General features: G+C 72.5%; 15 protein-coding genes and 1 pseudogene. 7 read left to right on the top strand and 9 right to left on the bottom strand.

What is annotated here, in order from left to right:
* Nucleotides 1–32: 32 nt before the first annotated feature.
* From RBJ77_RS24290 to RBJ77_RS24280, 3 genes are read left to right on the top strand one after another with little or no spacing between them, the layout of a single operon-like run.
* Nucleotides 33–1,118, top strand: a complete 1,086-nt coding sequence (locus tag RBJ77_RS24290; RefSeq protein ID WP_372346969.1) for an aminotransferase class V-fold PLP-dependent enzyme — start codon at nt 33–35, stop codon at nt 1,116–1,118.
* 55 nt (nt 1,119–1,173) lie between these two features.
* Nucleotides 1,174–1,806, top strand: a complete 633-nt coding sequence (locus tag RBJ77_RS24285; protein ID WP_372346968.1) for an RNA polymerase sigma factor — start codon at nt 1,174–1,176, stop codon at nt 1,804–1,806.
* Between the two features lies 1 nt (nt 1,807).
* Nucleotides 1,808–2,881 carry a maleylpyruvate isomerase family mycothiol-dependent enzyme gene (locus RBJ77_RS24280; protein WP_372346967.1) on the top strand — a complete coding sequence of 358 codons (1,074 nt, stop codon included), beginning with the start codon at nt 1,808–1,810 and terminating at the stop codon, nt 2,879–2,881.
* 19 nt (nt 2,882–2,900) lie between these two features.
* Here the strand turns inward: RBJ77_RS24280 and RBJ77_RS24275 are convergent, their stop codons facing one another.
* Nucleotides 2,901–3,389 (bottom strand): MarR family winged helix-turn-helix transcriptional regulator, encoded by a 489-nt coding sequence (locus tag RBJ77_RS24275; protein ID WP_372346966.1) that lies wholly within the window; start codon nt 3,387–3,389, stop codon nt 2,901–2,903.
* A 134-nt stretch (nt 3,390–3,523) separates the two neighbouring features.
* Here RBJ77_RS24275 and RBJ77_RS24270 point away from each other — a divergent pair, with 134 nt between their 5' ends.
* A complete protein-coding gene (locus RBJ77_RS24270; RefSeq protein WP_372346965.1) occupies nt 3,524–4,588 on the top strand; it encodes an alkene reductase in 1,065 nt (354 codons plus the stop codon).
* Nucleotides 4,589–4,670: 82 nt separating this feature from the next.
* Here RBJ77_RS24270 and thpD read toward each other — a convergent pair whose 3' ends face one another.
* From thpD to RBJ77_RS24245, 5 genes are all read right to left on the bottom strand, one after another.
* Nucleotides 4,671–5,552: an ectoine hydroxylase gene (thpD, locus tag RBJ77_RS24265; protein WP_372346964.1), complete on the bottom strand. Its 882-nt coding sequence runs from the start codon at nt 5,550–5,552 to the stop codon at nt 4,671–4,673.
* Between the two features lie 5 nt (nt 5,553–5,557).
* The gene (locus RBJ77_RS24260) at nt 5,558–5,962 is read right to left on the bottom strand and encodes an ectoine synthase (RefSeq protein ID WP_255983238.1); all 405 of its coding nucleotides are present in this window, start codon (nt 5,960–5,962) and stop codon (nt 5,558–5,560) included.
* 61 nt (nt 5,963–6,023) lie between these two features.
* Nucleotides 6,024–7,295: a diaminobutyrate--2-oxoglutarate transaminase gene (ectB, locus tag RBJ77_RS24255; RefSeq protein ID WP_372346963.1), complete on the bottom strand. Its 1,272-nt coding sequence runs from the start codon at nt 7,293–7,295 to the stop codon at nt 6,024–6,026.
* A 63-nt stretch (nt 7,296–7,358) separates the two neighbouring features.
* Nucleotides 7,359–7,865, bottom strand: a complete 507-nt coding sequence (gene ectA, locus RBJ77_RS24250) for a diaminobutyrate acetyltransferase (protein WP_255983046.1) — start codon at nt 7,863–7,865, stop codon at nt 7,359–7,361.
* A gap of 392 nt (nt 7,866–8,257) precedes the next feature.
* A complete protein-coding gene (locus RBJ77_RS24245) occupies nt 8,258–9,358 on the bottom strand; it encodes an alanine--glyoxylate aminotransferase family protein (RefSeq protein WP_372346962.1) in 1,101 nt (366 codons plus the stop codon).
* Between the two features lie 86 nt (nt 9,359–9,444).
* Here RBJ77_RS24245 and RBJ77_RS24240 point away from each other — a divergent pair, with 86 nt between their 5' ends.
* The gene (locus RBJ77_RS24240; RefSeq protein ID WP_372347099.1) at nt 9,445–10,539 is read left to right on the top strand and encodes an amidohydrolase family protein; all 1,095 of its coding nucleotides are present in this window, start codon (nt 9,445–9,447) and stop codon (nt 10,537–10,539) included.
* 561 nt (nt 10,540–11,100) lie between these two features.
* On the opposite strand, the gene RBJ77_RS24235 is transcribed toward RBJ77_RS24240, so the two are convergent.
* Nucleotides 11,101–12,564 (bottom strand): arylsulfatase, encoded by a 1,464-nt coding sequence (locus RBJ77_RS24235; protein WP_372346961.1) that lies wholly within the window; start codon nt 12,562–12,564, stop codon nt 11,101–11,103.
* A 382-nt stretch (nt 12,565–12,946) separates the two neighbouring features.
* On the opposite strand from RBJ77_RS24235, the gene RBJ77_RS24230 reads away from it, so the two are divergent.
* Together RBJ77_RS24230 and RBJ77_RS24225 are read left to right on the top strand one after the other, a co-directional pair.
* On the top strand, nt 12,947–13,900 hold the full coding sequence (locus tag RBJ77_RS24230; RefSeq protein ID WP_372346960.1) for an SCO1860 family LAETG-anchored protein: 954 nt from the start codon (nt 12,947–12,949) through the stop codon (nt 13,898–13,900).
* An 89-nt stretch (nt 13,901–13,989) separates the two neighbouring features.
* A complete protein-coding gene (locus RBJ77_RS24225; RefSeq protein WP_372346959.1) occupies nt 13,990–14,376 on the top strand; it encodes a group 1 truncated hemoglobin in 387 nt (128 codons plus the stop codon).
* A 42-nt stretch (nt 14,377–14,418) separates the two neighbouring features.
* On the opposite strand, the gene cobC is transcribed toward RBJ77_RS24225, so the two are convergent.
* A complete protein-coding gene (gene cobC, locus RBJ77_RS24220) occupies nt 14,419–15,504 on the bottom strand; it encodes an Rv2231c family pyridoxal phosphate-dependent protein CobC (RefSeq protein ID WP_372347098.1) in 1,086 nt (361 codons plus the stop codon).
* A 135-nt stretch (nt 15,505–15,639) separates the two neighbouring features.
* A pseudogene (locus RBJ77_RS24215) lies at nt 15,640–15,717 on the bottom strand (hypothetical protein); the annotation flags it as partial.
* Nucleotides 15,718–15,824 lie beyond the last annotated feature (107 nt).

The raw sequence follows: 15,824 nt of genomic DNA, 5'->3' as shown, positions 1-15,824 counted from the left end.
ACGGGTAGTTGGCGGCGGGGCACAGTGGTGCCATGGAGACCTCCGGTGAGCACCACGGCCCCGTCCTGGACCTGGAACTGGTCCGCGCCCAGTACACCCCCGCCACCACCTACCTGAACACCGCCAGCTCGGGCCTGCTGCCCGGGCGGGCGGCGGACGCCGTCCGCGACGCCGTCACCGCCATGGCGCAGGGCGGCCCCATCGACTCCCTGTTCACCGACGTGGAGGAGGCGCGGGCCGCCTTCGCGCGGATCGCCGGGGTGCCGGCCGGCCGCGTGGCGACGGGCGCCTCCGTGGCCGTCTACACCGGCCTGATCGCCGCATCGCTGCCCGAGGGGGCCGAAGTCCTCACGGCGGAGGGCGAGTTCAGCTCCACGATCAACCCCTTCCACGTGCGCCGTGACCTCAAGGTGCGCATCGTGCCGCTGGACGCGCTCGCCGAGTCCGTCCGGCCCGGCACGGCCCTGGTCGCGGTCAGCGCGGCCCAGTCGGCGGACGGCCGCGTGGCGGACCTCGCCGCGCTGCGCACCGCGACCCGGGACCACGACGCCCGTCTCTACGTCGACGCCTCGCAGGCCGCCGGCTGGTTCCCGCTCGCCGAGCACGCCGCCGCGGCCGACTACGTCTCCTCCGTCGCCTTCAAGTGGCTCACCTGCCCGCGCGGCGCGGCCTTCTTCGTCGGCCCCGAGGACCTGGAGTCCCTCGACCCGGTCTTCGGCGGCTGGGTCGCGGGGGAGCGCCCCTGGGACAGCTGCTACGGCCCCGTCACCGAACTCGCCCGCTCCGCCCGCCGGTTCGACGAGACGCCGGGCCTGCTGTCGTACACGGGCGCCCGGCACTCCCTCGCCCTCGTCGAGGAGCTGGGCCCCGACGCGATCCGCGCCCACGACCTCGCCCTGGCCGACCGGTTCCGGGACGGCCTCGCTGCCCTGGGGCACGAGCCCGTCCCGGCGCCCGGCTCCCCGATCGTGTCGGTCCCCGGACTCGGCGCGCGCCAGTCCGCGCTGCACGAGCGCGGAATCGAACTCTCCGACCGGGCGGGGAACTTGAGGGCCTCGTTCCATCTGTACAACACCGTCGCCGACGTCGACCGGCTGCTCGACGCACTCACCGGCTGAAGCCGGCCCGCCCCCTGGCGTCCGGTCCCGCCGGACGCTAGGAAGGGGCCTGAAGGTGGTGGTGCCGGTGGCTCGCACTGACCCGACCGACCCGGTGGACCGGACAGGCCCACGGACGCGCGACGCCGATCTGCACCAGCGCCTCGTCTACGGCGACGAGAGCGCGCTCTCCGAGGTGTACGACACCTACGGCGGGCTGGTCCGCGGCGTCGCCGTCCGGGTGACCCGCTCGGCCGGCGCCGCCGACGACGTCGCCCAGGAGGTCTTCGCCCACCTGTGGACCCGGCCCTACGCCTTCGACGCGCGCCGCGGCTCGCTGCGCACCTGGCTGTCCATGCTGGCGCACCGGCGCGCCGTCGACTGGGTGCGCAGCGAGGCCCGGCACCGCAAGGCGGCCGCCGCCGACGACGAGGTCCTGCACGCCATCCCGGCCGCCGAGCCCGGCCCCGACGAACGGGTCGTGGACCGCGAGCGCAGCCTCCTCCTCCACTCGGCCCTGGCCGAACTCCCGCTGCCGCAACGGCAGGTGGTGCACCTGGCGTACTTCGCGGGCCGGACGTACCGTCAGGCGGCGGCCGAACTCGGCATCCCCGAAGGCACCGCCAAGACCCGCCTGCGCACGGCCCTGCACCGCCTGGCCGAAACCCTGGCGGACCCGCCCGACCCGGCCTACGAGAGGGGTGCGTGACATGACGACGGACGCCCACGACCACGCGTCGGTACGCGAACTCCTCGGCGCCTGGGCCGTGCACGCCCTGCCGCCCGCCGAACAGCGCCTGGTCCCGGCCCACTTGGCGGACTGCGAGGAGTGCGCGGCGGAGGCGGAACGCCTCCGCACCACGGTCCGTCACCTGGACGGCCCCGCCCCCACCGCTCCGGCCTCCGCCGAGCCGGCCGAGTCCGCCGCACCGTCTTCCGGGTCGCACCCCATGAACCAGATCCTCGCCCGGGCCCTCGCCCGTCGACCGCCCGTGCCGCGCACCGGCCCGCACGCCGAGCCCTACGCCGCCGCGGTCGCGGCCCTGCAGGCGCTGCTCGTCGAGCTCACGGAGAGCGGTCTGCGCTGGGGGACGCCGGTGATCCACGACTGGAGCGTGCAGGACACCGTCGCGCACCTCGTCGCCGCCGACGAACACCTCGCCGTGCACCTGGGTCTCCCGGCCAACGAACCCCCGGCCCCGGCACCCGCCGCGGGGGACCGGTGGCGCACGGCCTGGGCGACCCGCACCCAGCGCGTCATCGCCCACGAGCGGGCCAGGCCGCCGCACGCCACCGTCGCCACCTGGCGCGAGCAGGCCGCGGCGCTGCTCGCCACCCCGGCCGCGCACGACGGCGAACAGGCCGCCCGCGCCGCGACCCTGCTGGGGGTGCGGCTGCCGGTCGCCGACCACTTCCTGGTCCGCGCCTTCGAGACCTGGATCCACGCCGACGACATCGGCCGCGCCCTGGACCGCCCGGTCCCGCCGCCGCCCGCCGCGCACCTGTGGCGCCTGGTCAGGCTCGCCGTGCGGATCCTCGGTCTCGCCCTGGGCCCGCAGGCCCCGACCGTCGCCCTCACCGTCACCGACGCCGGCCGCACCACGGAGTGGATCGTGGGCGCGGAGGGCGAGCCGGTGCGCGCCGAACTCGTCCTGGACTCCCTCGACTTCTGTCTGCTGATCGGCGGCAGGGCGACCCCCGGCACCGTCCCGAGGAGCGTCGGCGGCGACGAGGACGCCGCCCGGTCCGTCCTCGACCAGGCGGCACGGCTCGCCTGGCTCTGAGCGGCGGTTCTTCCCGGCGTCAGTCGGGGCAGTCCCCGGCCTCGGTGCAGAGGTTGCCCTCCACCAGGCCGAGCAGTCGCACGAACTCCGCGCGGTCCGGCCCGGAGAGCCCGGCCAGGGTCTGCTCCTCCAGGGCCGCCCAGACCCCGGCCACGTCCTCCAGCAGCCGACAGCTCGCCTCGGTCGCCTCGACGAGCACCGCGCGCCGGTCCCGCGGGTCGGGGGAGCGCGTCACGTGCCCGGACTGCTCCAGGCGCTGCAGCATCTTGGTGACCGTCGACGGATCGAGGTCGACCGCCTTGATCAGCTCCGACTGCCGCACGGGCCCCTGGTCCCACAGGTGCATCATCACGAACTCCTGCCCCGGGTAGAGGCCGAGCCCGCGCAGCCTCCGTCCCGCCGCGGTGCGGTGCAGCCGGGCGACCCGGGCCAGCGCGAGGCTGACCGGTCCGCCGCGGGCGGCCAGGGGCGTGTGATCGGTACAGACGGGGTCGTCGGGCTTGGTCATGAGGGCTCCTGCGGGCGGCTGGTCGGTCCTTCACCCAGAGATTACCTTGGTCGACCAATTAATGCGCTACAGTGGCGTCAGCGCGATTGATTGGCCGACCACATAATTCCCTGATCCTGTTGATCGGAGTAGCCATGACCACCGCTTTCGACTCCCACGACCTCGCCGGCCGCCGGCTCCCCAACCGCATAGCCATGGCCCCGATGACCCGCAGCCGGGCCGGTGAGGGCGGCATCGCCACCGAGCTGACCGCCGAGTACTACGCGCAGCGCGCGTCCGCGGGCCTGATCATCAGCGAGGGCATCCAGCCCTCCGAGGCCGGCCAGGGCTACGCCTGGACCCCGGGTCTGCACAGCGCCGAGCAGATCGCGTCCTGGCGCAAGGTGACCGACGCCGTGCACGCCGCGGGCGGCACGATCTTCGCCCAGATCATGCACGCGGGCCGGATCAGCCACCCGTCGCTCCAGCCGGCGGGCGGCCTGCCGGTGGCGCCGTCGGCCGTCGCCCCCGAGGGCAAGGCCTTCACGAACGACGGCTTCCAGGACTTCGTCGCCCCGCGCGAGCTGACCGCCGACGAGATCCGCGCCACCGTCGCCGACTACGCGGACGCGGCCCGCGGCGCGATCGAGGCCGGCTTCGACGGCATCGAACTGCACGGCGCCAACGGCTACTTGATCCACCAGTTCCTCACGCCCGGCGCGAACCTGCGCACCGACGAGTGGGGCGGCAGCGCGGAGAACCGCGCCCGGTTCGCCGCCGAGGTGGTCAAGGCGGTCGCCGCCGCCATCGGCGCCGAGCGCACCGCACTGCGCATCTCCCCGCTGAACCCGTACAACTCCATGCCGGGCACCGACACGGCCGAGGTCTACCACGCGCTGCTCGCGGAGATCGAACCGCTCGGCATCGCGTACCTGCACGTCCTGGAGGCCACCCCGGACGTCCGCGAGGTCACCGCCGACCTGCGCAAGCGGTTCAGCGGCACCTTCCTGCTCAACGCGTTCACCGAGGGCCCGACCGACCACACGTCGCTCACCCTGATCGAGGACGGTCTCGCCGACGTCGTCACCTTCGGCGCCCTGTTCCTCGCCAACCCCGACCTCCCGGACCGCCTGCGGACCGAGGGCCCGTACAACACCCCCGACCCGTCGTCGTTCTTCGGCGGCGACGAGAAGGGCTACACGGACTACCCCACCCGGTAGTCCGTCCCCCGGGACAGCAGTCGGGGCGGGACCGTGCACGGTCCCGCCCCGACTGCTGTCCCGACTCGTCCGCGGGTGAGCCTCACTTCACCGGGGTGAAGTCCCGTGCCCCGATGAACTCCGGGCGCCGCACGGGTGCCGCGAACGGCTCCACCGCCGCGTTCTCCACGCTGTTGAACACGATGAACACGTTCGAGCGCGGGAACGGGGTGATGTTGTCGCCCGAGCCGTGCATGGCGTTGCAGTCGAACCACGTCGCCGAGCCCGCCTTGCCGGTGAACAGGCGGATGCCGTGCCGGTCGGCGAACTTGGTCAGCGCGTCGTCGCTCGGCGTGCCAGCGTCCTGCATCTGCAGCGACTTCTTGTAGTTGTCCTTCGGCGTCTCACCCGCGCAGCCGAGGAACGTCTTGTGCGAGCCCGGCATGATCATGAGCCCGCCGTTGGTGTCGTAGTTCTCCGTCAGCGCGACGGAGACGGACACCGTCCGCATGTTCGGCAGACCGTCCTCGGCGTGCCAGGTCTCGAAGTCCGAGTGCCAGTAGAAGCCACTCGCGCCGAAGCCCGGCTTGACGTTGATCCGCGACTGGTGGACGTAGACGTCCGAACCGAGGATCTGCCGCGCCCGCCCCACGATGCGCTCGTCGCGCACCAGGTTCGCGAACACCTCGCTGATCTTGTGCACCTCGAAGACGGAGCGCACGTCCTGCGACGTCGGCTCGACGATGGAACGCTCGTCGGCCTTGATCGCGGGATCGGAGATCAGCCGGTTCAACTCGGCCTGGTACGTGCCGATCTCGTCAGGACCGACCAGCTCCTCGATCGAGAGGAAGCCGTCCCGTTCGAAGGCCGCGAGGTCCGACTGGCGGATCGGACCGCGGGCCCCCGGCGCCGACCAGACGACCGGGTCGACACGCGGGGTCGCCACCTCGGAGCTGCCGCGGGTGGGGTACAGGTCGGTGCTCATACGGGTCAGACCTCCTCGGGTTCGGTCAGCAGCGGGTAGACGCCGTTCTCGTCGTGGTCCTCCCGTCCGGTCACGGGAGGGTTGAACACGCACACGCAGCGGAAGTCGGTCTTCGGGCGCAGCGTGTGGCGCTCGTGGCCGTTCAGGAGGTACATCGTGCCCGGCTCGATCCAGTGCTTCTCCCCGGTCTCCCGGTTCTCGAGCTCGGCCTCGCCCTCGACGCACAGCACGGCCTCGATGTGGTTGGCGTACCACATGTCGGTCTCCGTGCCCGCGTAGAGGATCGTCTCGTGCAGGGAGAAGCCGACCCTCTCCTTCGCGAGGACGATGCGCTTGCTCTCCCAGGTGCCGGACGCCGATTTCACGTGCCGGTCGGTGTTCTCGATCTCCTTGAACGAACGGACGATCACGGTGAGTTGCTGCCTTTCTCTTCTACGTCATGAGGGGGATGCCCGCACCCCTGATGGTGCGTCAGGCGGTCTCGCGCACGGCCCGGGTGAGCGTGCGCAGCCCCTCGTCCAGCTCCTCGGGCGTGATCGTCAGCGCCGGAAGCAGCTTGACGACCTCGCTCTCGGGGCCGGAGGTCTCGATGAGCAGGCCGAGCTCGAAGGCGCGCTTGGCCACCTTGTTCGCCCGGTCCTTGTCGCGGAACTCGATGCCCCAGACCAGTCCGCGGCCGCGGTACTCGACGGTGTCCTCGGGGTACTCCGCGCGCAGCGCGCTGAGCGTCTCCTCGATCTGCTGACCGCGTGCCAGGGTCTGCTTCTCCATGGCGGGGCCGTCGGTCCAGTAGGTCTCCAGGGCGGCGGCGGCCGTCACGAACGCGGGGTTGTTGCCGCGGAACGTGCCGTTGTGCTCGCCCGGCTCCCAGATGTCGAGCTCCGGCTTGAACAGGCACAGGGACATGGGAAGCCCGTACCCACTGATGGACTTCGAAACGGTCACGATGTCCGGTGTGATGCCCGCCTCCTCGAAGGAGAAGAAGGCACCGGTGCGGCCGCAGCCCATCTGGATGTCGTCGACGATCAGCAGCATGTCCCAGCGCTCGCAGACGTCGGCGAGCTTGCGCAGCCACTCGGCGCGGGCCACGTTGATGCCGCCCTCGCCCTGCACCGTCTCGACGATCACGGCCGCCGGGGTGTTCAGACCCGAGCCGGAGTCCTCCAGGAGCCGCTCGAACCAGATGAAGTCCGGGGTCTGCCCGTCGAGGTAGTTGTCGAACGGCATGGGCGTGCCGTGCACGAGGGGGATGCCCGCGCCGGCCCGCTTGAACGCGTTGCCGGTCACCGCGAGCGAGCCGAGCGACATGCCGTGGAAGGCGTTCGTGAACGAGATGATCGACTCGCGGCCCTTGACCTTGCGGGCCAGCTTCAGCGCCGACTCGACGGCGTTGGTGCCCGTCGGGCCCGGGAACATGACCTTGTACGGCAGGTCACGCGGGCGCAGCACGATGTTCTGGAACGCTTCCAGGAAGTTGCGCTTGGCCGAGGTCGACATGTCGAGACCGTGCGTGACGCCGTCCCGCTCCAGGTAGTCGATCAGGGCGCGTTTCAGCACCGGGTTGTTGTGGCCGTAGTTGAGCGAGCCCGCACCCGCGAAGAAGTCGAGGTACTCGTGTCCGTCCTCGTCGTACATGCGGCTGCCCTGGGCCCGGTCGAAGACGGTGGGCCAGCCGCGGCAGTAGCTGCGCACCTCCGACTCAAGGGTCTCGAAGACGCTCAGGTCCGGCTGGGTGATGGTCACAGCAAATGCTCCTCTTGGGAGGGGAGTTGAGGGGGGTTGGCGGAGGGTGGGGTCTGAGTTCGCTCAGGCCAGCGGACCGATGCGGTACAGCTCCTCGGGCAGGTGCCCGTCGTCCGGGAACAGCCCCGCGTCGAACAGGACGGTGCGCTCCACGCCGGCACCGTGCCGGCGGGCGTACGACAGGAACAGCGCCTGCGACGCCGAGTTGTCCGGAGTGATGGTCGTCTCGACCGTCGTGACCGGCCGCCCGGCGCCGAGGACCTTGGCGGTCAGCCCGTCCAGCATCTCGCCGGCCAGGCCGCGGCCGCGGTGGGCCGCGTCCACGGCGACCTGCCACACGACGAGCGTGTGCGGTCGCTCCGGCCGGACGTATCCGGTGACGAACCCGGCGATCGAGCCCGCCTCGTCGCGGGCCACCACCGAGGTGGCGGCGAAGTCCCGGCACCACAGCAGATAGCTGTAGGACGAGTTGAGGTCGAGCACCTTGGAGTCACGTGCGATACGCCAGATCGCGGCTCCGTCGGCCACGCCTGGATGGTCGAGCTGGAATTGCGCTTGTGCGGCGGTCATGCGAATTGAATTTACCGAGCAATTTTTGGGATTGCATCTGCGGGAGGGGTTACGGCAGGAGCCCGTCTGTGTTATCGCGCGCGGGTGAGCCTGCGCGCGAGGCGTCCGCGTTATGGGGGCATTTGCTCGGGTCAAAAGGTGCAAAGTGATCTAGGTGTGGAGTGCGTCACAAGCTGGAAACCGTCACGAGACGCGTCCGAATTACGTCGTTTCCTGTTGTTGAAATCTTTGCGTTTACGGCCCGAAAAAGCGGGCAGAAGCAGAACGTGAAGCTGCCTCCAATAAACACATGAAAAATGCCTGAAGAATGTCTGCGGAAATGCAAAGGCGCCGCCCTGAATGGGCGGCGCCGATGTGGGTGTGCGCAGACGGGACTGACGGGACCGGCGGGGTTACTGCCAGGCGGCGGCGACCGCCTTGCGGGCCCCTTCGAGGTCGACCGCGAGCCCGGCCTCCGCGAGCGCCCCGCCGAGCGCCGCGAGCGAGGACTGCACGACGCCGCGCGTGGCCTGCGGGCCGTAGTGGTTGACGCGGATCATCTCCTGGGCGAGCGCGCCGCCGCCCGCGACCAGCGGCAGCACCGGGTCCACGGCCAGCGCCCTGGCGACCAGCTCCCGGGCGTCGGTCCCGGCGGGCGCCCGCAGCGTCGTGGCGACCGGCGCCGCGTCCTTCGCCTCGTGCACGTACGGCTCCAGCCCGCCGCCCAGGGCGAGCGTGCCGGCCCGGGTGGCCGCCGCGGCGCTCGCGTGCCGCGCCATCAGGGCGTCCAGACCCTCGCTCTCGATCCGCTCGACACACGCCTCGAGGGCGAGCATCTCCAGCTGCGCGGGCGCGTGCAGCAGCGCCTTGCGGCCGCCGTCGATCCACCGCTGCTTCCAGTCGAGCAGCGACAGGTACGAGTGGCGCGGCGCCTGCGGGTTGCCGGCCATCCGCTCCCAGGCCCGGGCGCTCACCGACACGGCCGAGACGCCGGCCGGGCCGCCCATCGCCTTCTGCGCGCCGATCACGCACAGGTCCACGCCCCAGGCGTCCGGCAGCACCGGCTCGGCGGCGATCGACGCGACGGCGTCCAGGTAGAACAGCGCGCCGTGCTCCCGCACCACCTCACCGATCTCGGCGACCGGGTTGGTGTTGCCGGTCGCGGCCTCCGCGTGCACCAGTGACACGAAGTCGATGTCGGGGTGCGCGGCGAACGCCTCCCGCACCTGCTCGGCGGTGACGGCGGTGTGGAACGGCACGGCCAGGTCGTGCACCGTGGCACCGCAGTCGCGCAGCCAGTCGCCGAAGGTCTGCCCGTACGGTCCGGTGATCACGTTCAGGGCGACGGTGCCGGGACCCGCCGTCCCGCGGATCGCACCCTCCAGCGGCAGCAGCGCCTCGCCCTGCATGATCACGACGTCCTGCGACGTGTCCATCAGCCGGGCCACGCGGTCCTCGACGGAGGCGAAGTGTGCGGCGCTCAGCGGGGCCAGATCGAGAAACGGATGCGTCACGGTGGTGCTCTCTTCGGTCACGGGTTCGGACGGGATGCCGCTGACGAGCGTACCCACCGCCCCCATAGGCTGCGCTCATGAGTGCCATGAGCGACCGCGAGGTGCTGCACGTGAAGGGCAGGGTCCTGGCCGGACCCGACGACGTGCGCGACGAACTGTGGGTGATCGGCGGCCGGATCACGTACGACCGCCCCGGCACGACGGGCCTCGACGTGACGACGGTCGAGGGCTGGACGCTGCCGGGACTCGTCGACGCGCACTGCCACGTCGGCCTCGACGCCCACGGACCCGTCCCCGCCGAGACCGCCGAGAAGCAGGCCCTGACCGACCGCGACGCGGGCACGCTCCTGCTGCGCGACGCCGGTTCGCCGTCGGACACCCGGTGGATCGACGACCGCGACGACCTGCCCCGGATCGTCCGGGCCGGCCGGCACATCGCCCGCACCCGCCGCTACATCCGCAACTACGCGCACGAGATCGAGCCGGACGACCTCGTCGCGTACGTCGCCCAGGAGGCGCGGCGCGGCGACGGCTGGGTCAAGCTGGTCGGCGACTGGATCGACCGGGAGGTCGGCGATCTGACGGCGTGCTGGCCGCGCGGCGCGGTGGAGGCGGCGATCGCCGAGGCGCACCGGCTCGGTGCCCGGGTGACGGCCCACTGCTTCGCCGAGGACTCCCTGCGGGACCTGGTCGAGGCGGGCATCGACTGCATCGAGCACGCCACGGGCCTCACCGACGAGCTGATCCCGCTCTTCGCGGAGCGCGGCGTCGCGATCGTCCCGACCCTCGTCAACATCGCCACGTTCCCGGATCTCGCGGCCGGCGGCGAGCGGAAGTTCCCGCGCTGGTCGGCGCATCTGCGGCGGCTTTACGAGCGCCGCTACGACACGGTCCGCGACGCCTACGACGCCGGGATCCCGGTCTTCGTCGGCACCGACGCGGGGGGTTCCCTGGCGCACGGGCTGGTCGCGGGGGAGGTGGCCGAGCTGGTCCGGGCCGGCATCCCGCCCGTCGAGGCGGTCTCGGCGACGGCGTGGGACGCGCGGGCGTGGCTTCGGCGGCCGGGCCTGGAGGAGGGCGCGTCCGCGGACCTGGTCGTGTACGAGACGGACCCCCGAGCGGACGTCACCGTCCTCGCCGCACCCCGCCGCGTCGTGCTGCGCGGCGCGGTGGTGGGTTAGCGGTGCGCGTCTGACGGTGTCCGCGGCTCCGGTGTGGGCTGGCCGCGCAGTTCCCCGCGCCCCTGAAATCCCGACCGCGTCCGCCCGACCGGTCTTTCGTCGCGGGCTGCGGCCCGGTGGGGCTTCTCGCGCAGTTCCCCGCGCCCCTGGAAACCCGACTGCGTCTGCCCGACCGGTGTCTCGTCGCGGGCTGCGGCCCGGTGGGGCTTCTCGCGCAGTTCCCCGCGCCCCTGGAAACCCGACTGCGTCTGCCCGACCGGTGTCTCGTCGCGGGCTGCGGCCTGGTGGGGCTTCTCGCGCAGTTCCCCGCGCCCCTGAAGGCATGCGCTGACGCGCAGCCTTCCCCGGGCGGGGAGATGCCGCACGAAGTGCGCATCTCAGGGGCGCGGGGAACTGCGCGGCCAGCCCCCACCGGCCCGCAGGCCGCGACGAGAGCTCAGGGTGGTGGATGCAGTCGGGTTTTTAGGGGCGCGGGGAACTGCGCGAGGAGTGCCACCGGCCTGCAGGGGCCGATGAGAGACCAGCCCGGCAGACGCAGTCGGGGTTTCGGGCAAGGGCCGCTCAGGCCCTGGTCGGCCCGGTAGACGCGGCCGGCGCCCAGCCGGGAGGCAGTTGGTCCGTCGGGGGGCGGCCCGCGACCAGTTGGCCCGCCGCGACGTACCCCTCCGGTCGCCCCATCAGCTCCGCCACGAGCCGCGCCCGCCACACAGCGAGCTCACCCGGCGACGCGGGCCCGAGATCGTGCCGTTCCTGCGGATCCGCGTCCAGATCGAAGAGCTGCTCACGCCCCTCACCCGAGAACCACACGTACTTGGCGTGCCCGTCCGTGAGCCAGTGCATCGACTCCCCGAACAGAGCGTGCTCACCGTGCAAGTAGGGCCGGGGGGAGGGAAGTTCCTTGCCCCGCGCCGCCGCGAGAAGGCTGTGACCGTCGAGCCCGTCCGGCACGCCGAGCCCCGCACACTCCAACAACGTGGGCATGACGTCCCGCAGCTCGGCCACGGTGTCCGCACCGACCACGGTCCCCCCGGGCAGCTCCCCACCCGGCCCCGACAGGATCAGCGGCACCCGCGCCGACCCCTCGTACGGATACGCCTTCCGCCACAACCGGTGCTCGCCGAGCATCTCGCCGTGGTCCGACGTGAAGCAGATCCACGTGTCGTCGGCGAGCCGGAACTCGCCGAGCGCCTGCACGAACCGGTTGACCTGCTGGTCGATGTGGGACATGTGGCCGTAGTAGCCCGCGCGGGCCCGATGCGCCGTACGGCCGTCGTACGTCGCGTAGTTGGCGTCCGCGCGCGCGTCGTCCCGCCATCCTTCGAGCGCGTCCGCCCAGTCCCCGACCACCGGCTCGTACGCGGGCGCGTCCAGGTACTGCTCGAACGCCCAGCGCGGCGGATCGTAGGGCGGATGCGGCCGGTGGAAGGAGAGGTGGAGCAGGAACGGCGCGGTCGGATCCCGGCGGTACAGGAAGTCGATCGCCTCCGTCACCACCCAGTTGGTGGGGTGCAGCCGCTCGGGCCGGTCCCAGGGCCGCGCCACCACGCTGTTGCAGTCGAGCCCGTGGTCCGTGTAGTCGCCGCCGCCGGGCTGCCGCTCCAGCCAGGCCGCGTAGTCGTCGTGGCAGCGCGGATCGGTACGCCGGTCGCGGGCCGCGTGCAAGTAACCGTCGTGCAGGGTGACTTCGTCGAAACCGATCCGGTTCCGCTCCGGATACGCGTGCAGCTTCCCGATCGCCCGCGTCTGGTACCCGTGCCGCCCGAACTCACCGGCCAGCGTCACCGGATACTCCCACGGCACGCCGTCCCGGTAGCCGGTGCGGCCGTGCGAGGTCTGGGCCAGACCGGTGTGCAGCGCGGCCCGGGCCGGGATGCACGACGGCACCGCCGTGTACGCGCGCTCGAACCGGGCGCCACGGGCGGCCAGTTGATCGAGGTACGGCGTACGGACGACGGGATGCCCGGCCCCGGACAGACAGTCGCCGCGCCACTGGTCGGCGGTGATCAGAACGACGTTGCGCGGCATCGGTCTCCTGGATCCGGTAAGGAACGGGCGAGTTGACGCAGCGTGACCTGCGGGTCCCGCTGCTCGTTGCACACAACTCGGCCGCGCGGGGCATGTCAACGGGGCCGTGCGGTTCGGCTGGGTTCAGAGGGACTTCAAGGAACAAGCGAGCCCCTGGATTCGAAGACATGCGCGGAAACCCCCCTTTGGGGTGAACTCACGCCCAGTTGTGGCCTGTTCACTCTCAGTGCGTAAAGATTCCTTCATCGATGACCGGTCGGCGCTGTCGGCGGCTCCGCGCGCTGTCCCCATGGCGCCCGCCCCGACAGCATCGCGGTTCCCCGGTCCTCTGTCCTTTGTTCCATGTCCTTTTCTGTCCCATGTTCCTGGGGGTCCCACCAGCATGCCCAGCTTCACCCTGACCACCGCCCTGACCACGCCCGCCCGCCGTCTCGTCGCGACGGCCGCCGCCACCGCGCTCGCCGCCGGACCCGTCGCGCTCGCCGCCGCCGGCCCGGCGGCGGCGACCGGCGACCACGGCGGGCGGGCCGGCGCGGTCGTGCTCCGCACCGGCCTGGACGTCTCGCTCCTGAACAAGACCGTGAACGTCCCGCTGAAGGTCTCCCTGAACGAGGTGCAGGCCCCCGCGAGCGCCGAGAAGACCGCGCTGACCGTGAAGCTCGACGGCGTGGACGGCGGACAGCCGTTCAGCGTGCTGCAGGCCGACGTGGCGAAGGCGAGGGCCACGGTCGACGACAAGAAGGCCGAAGGCTTCACCCAGCTCGCCCACGCCAAGATCCACGTCCCCGGCCTGCCGCTGCTCTCCCTGATCGAGGTCGACCAGGTGACCTCCAAGGCGCTGTGCGAGGCGGGCAAGAAGCCGGTCGCCGAGTCGAACCTGCTCGGCTCCGTCACGGTCCTCGGCAAGAAGGTCACGCTGTCCACGGGCGGCACGACCGAGGTCGAGGTGCCCGGCGTCGGCGAGGTGACGCTCGGCCTGTCCAACACATCGACGACCTCCACGACGGCGGCGGCCTCCGCACTCCAACTCAAGGTCTCCGTCAACCCGTTGAAGCTGAACGTGGCCGAGGTCAACGGCGAGGTGACCCTCGCGGGCGCCACCTGCGAGGCCCCGAAGGCGGCCCCGGCACCCGCCTCGCCGAAGCCCGCGGAGCCCGGTGAGGTCCAGCCCCAGGGCGCCAAGGCCGACAAGCCGGTCGCGGCACCCGCCAAGGCGGACCTGGCGGAGACCGGCGGCAACTCCATGACGCCGTACGTCGCGGGCGGTGCGATCGTCCTCCTCGTGGCGGGCGGCGGCGCGGTCGCGATGGCCCGCCGGGGCCGCTCCCGGGTCTAGTGGGTCTCCCGGTGCCGGAGCGCTGCCGTGGGGGCGGTGTTCCGGCACCGGCTTCCGAATGCCGGATTCCGCAGATACGTTCGATCGTCATGACTGATCCCCATGACGGACCGGCGTCCCCGTCCCTCTACGAGACCGTGGGGGGCGCCCCCGCCGTGGCCGCGGTGGTCGACCTCTTCTACGCCAAGGTCCTCGCGGACGACGACCTGGCACCCCACTTCCGGACCACGGCGCTGCCCGCCCTCAAGGCCCACCAGCGCGCCTTCATCACGACGGCGCTGGGCGGCCCCGAGGCGTACCAGGGCCGTCCCGTGGGCGAGGCCCATGCCGAACTGGGCCTGGCCGACGGCGACTTCGACCGCGTCGTGACCCATCTGGCGGCCTCCCTGACGGAGGCGGGCGTCTCCGCCGAGCTGATCGCGACGATCGCCGACCGGCTCGCACCGCTGCGGCCGCAGATCGTCACTTCTTCCTGAGCCCGCGGCGAGGGCGGCACCGGCGCGCACCCCCGGTGCCCGTCAGCCGGCCAGCACTCCGGCCAGCGCCGCCACGAACCGCGCACTCGTCTCCCGGTCCCGCACGGCGACCCGCACCCAGTCCTGCCCCAGCCCCGGAAACGTGTCGCCCCGCCGCACCGCGAACCCGACCCCGCGCAGCCGCTCCCGCACCAGCCGGCCGCCCGGGACCCGCACCAGCACGAACGGCCCCTCCGCCGGCCCGGCCACCGACACCCCGGCCCCCGCCAACTCCCGCAACAGACCCACCAGATGCTCCCGGTCACCCGTGACCGACACCGCGGCGGCAGCGGCCTCCGCCACCCCCCGCTCCGACACGCACGCCTGCGCCGCCACCAGCGCAGGCGACGACACCGGCCACAACGGCTGCGCCCCCTCCAGCGCGGCGACGACCTCCGGCGCGGCCAGCACGTACCCGATGCGCAACCCCGCGAGCCCCCACGTCTTCGTCAGGCTCCGCAGCACCACGAGCCCCGGCACGTCCGTCCGCCCGGCCAGCGACTCCCGCTCACCCGGCACCGCGTCCATGAACGCCTCGTCGACCACCAGGAACCGTCCCGGCCGTGCGAGCCGCGTCAGCACGTCCGCCGGATGCAGCACCGACGTGGGGTTCGTCGGATTCCCCACGACGACCAGATCCGCGTCCGGCGGCACCAGCGCCGGATCGAGCCGGAACCCGTCCTCCTCGCGCAACAGCACCCGCCCCACCGCATGCCCGGCGTCCGCCAGCGCCGCCTCCGGCTCGGTGAACTGCGGATGCACGACGACCGGCCGCCGCACCCGCAGCGCCCGCGCCAGCAGTACGAACGCCTCCGCCGCCCCCGCCGTCAGCAGCACCCGCTCCACCGGCACCCCGTGGTGCGCCGCCACCGCCGCCCGCGCCGTCCGCCCGTCGGGATACGCGGCGAGCCCCTCCACCGAACCCATGACGCGCTCGCGCAGCCAGCGCGGCGGCGTACCCGTGCGCACGTTCACCGCGAGATCCGTCAACTTCTCGCCGTCGTCCCGGACTTCGGCGTCCCCGTGGTGCCGCAGATCCGGGCCGTCGCCGACCGCCACCGGCTCCTCCGGCGGGGCCGCCCGCTCCACCGACACCTCCGGGTGCGCGGCCGCCCACCCCTCCGCCTGCGCCGCCCACCGCTCGGAGGCCGAGCCCGGCCACGCCAGCACGACGACCCGCCGCGCACCGAGCGCCGCGCACCGGTCGAGCCCCGACGGCACATCGGGCGCCGCCCCCGACACGAACGCCGTCTCGACCCCCGCGTATCCGCTGCCCTCCCACAACAGCCGCGCCGCCGCCACGAGTTCGGCATTGACGGCAGGGTCGGCCGAGCCGGCCCCCACCAGGAGCACCGTCACGCCCGCCCGGTCGTAGGGGGTGCGGGCACCGCCGCCCAGGACGTCGTCGA

Source organism: Streptomyces sp. KL116D (genome assembly GCF_030766975.1).
Taxonomy (GTDB): domain Bacteria; phylum Actinomycetota; class Actinomycetes; order Streptomycetales; family Streptomycetaceae; genus Streptomyces; species Streptomyces longispororuber_A.
The sequence above is the reverse complement of the archived record's forward strand: the minus strand, read 5'-3'. Positions and strand labels throughout refer to the sequence as shown.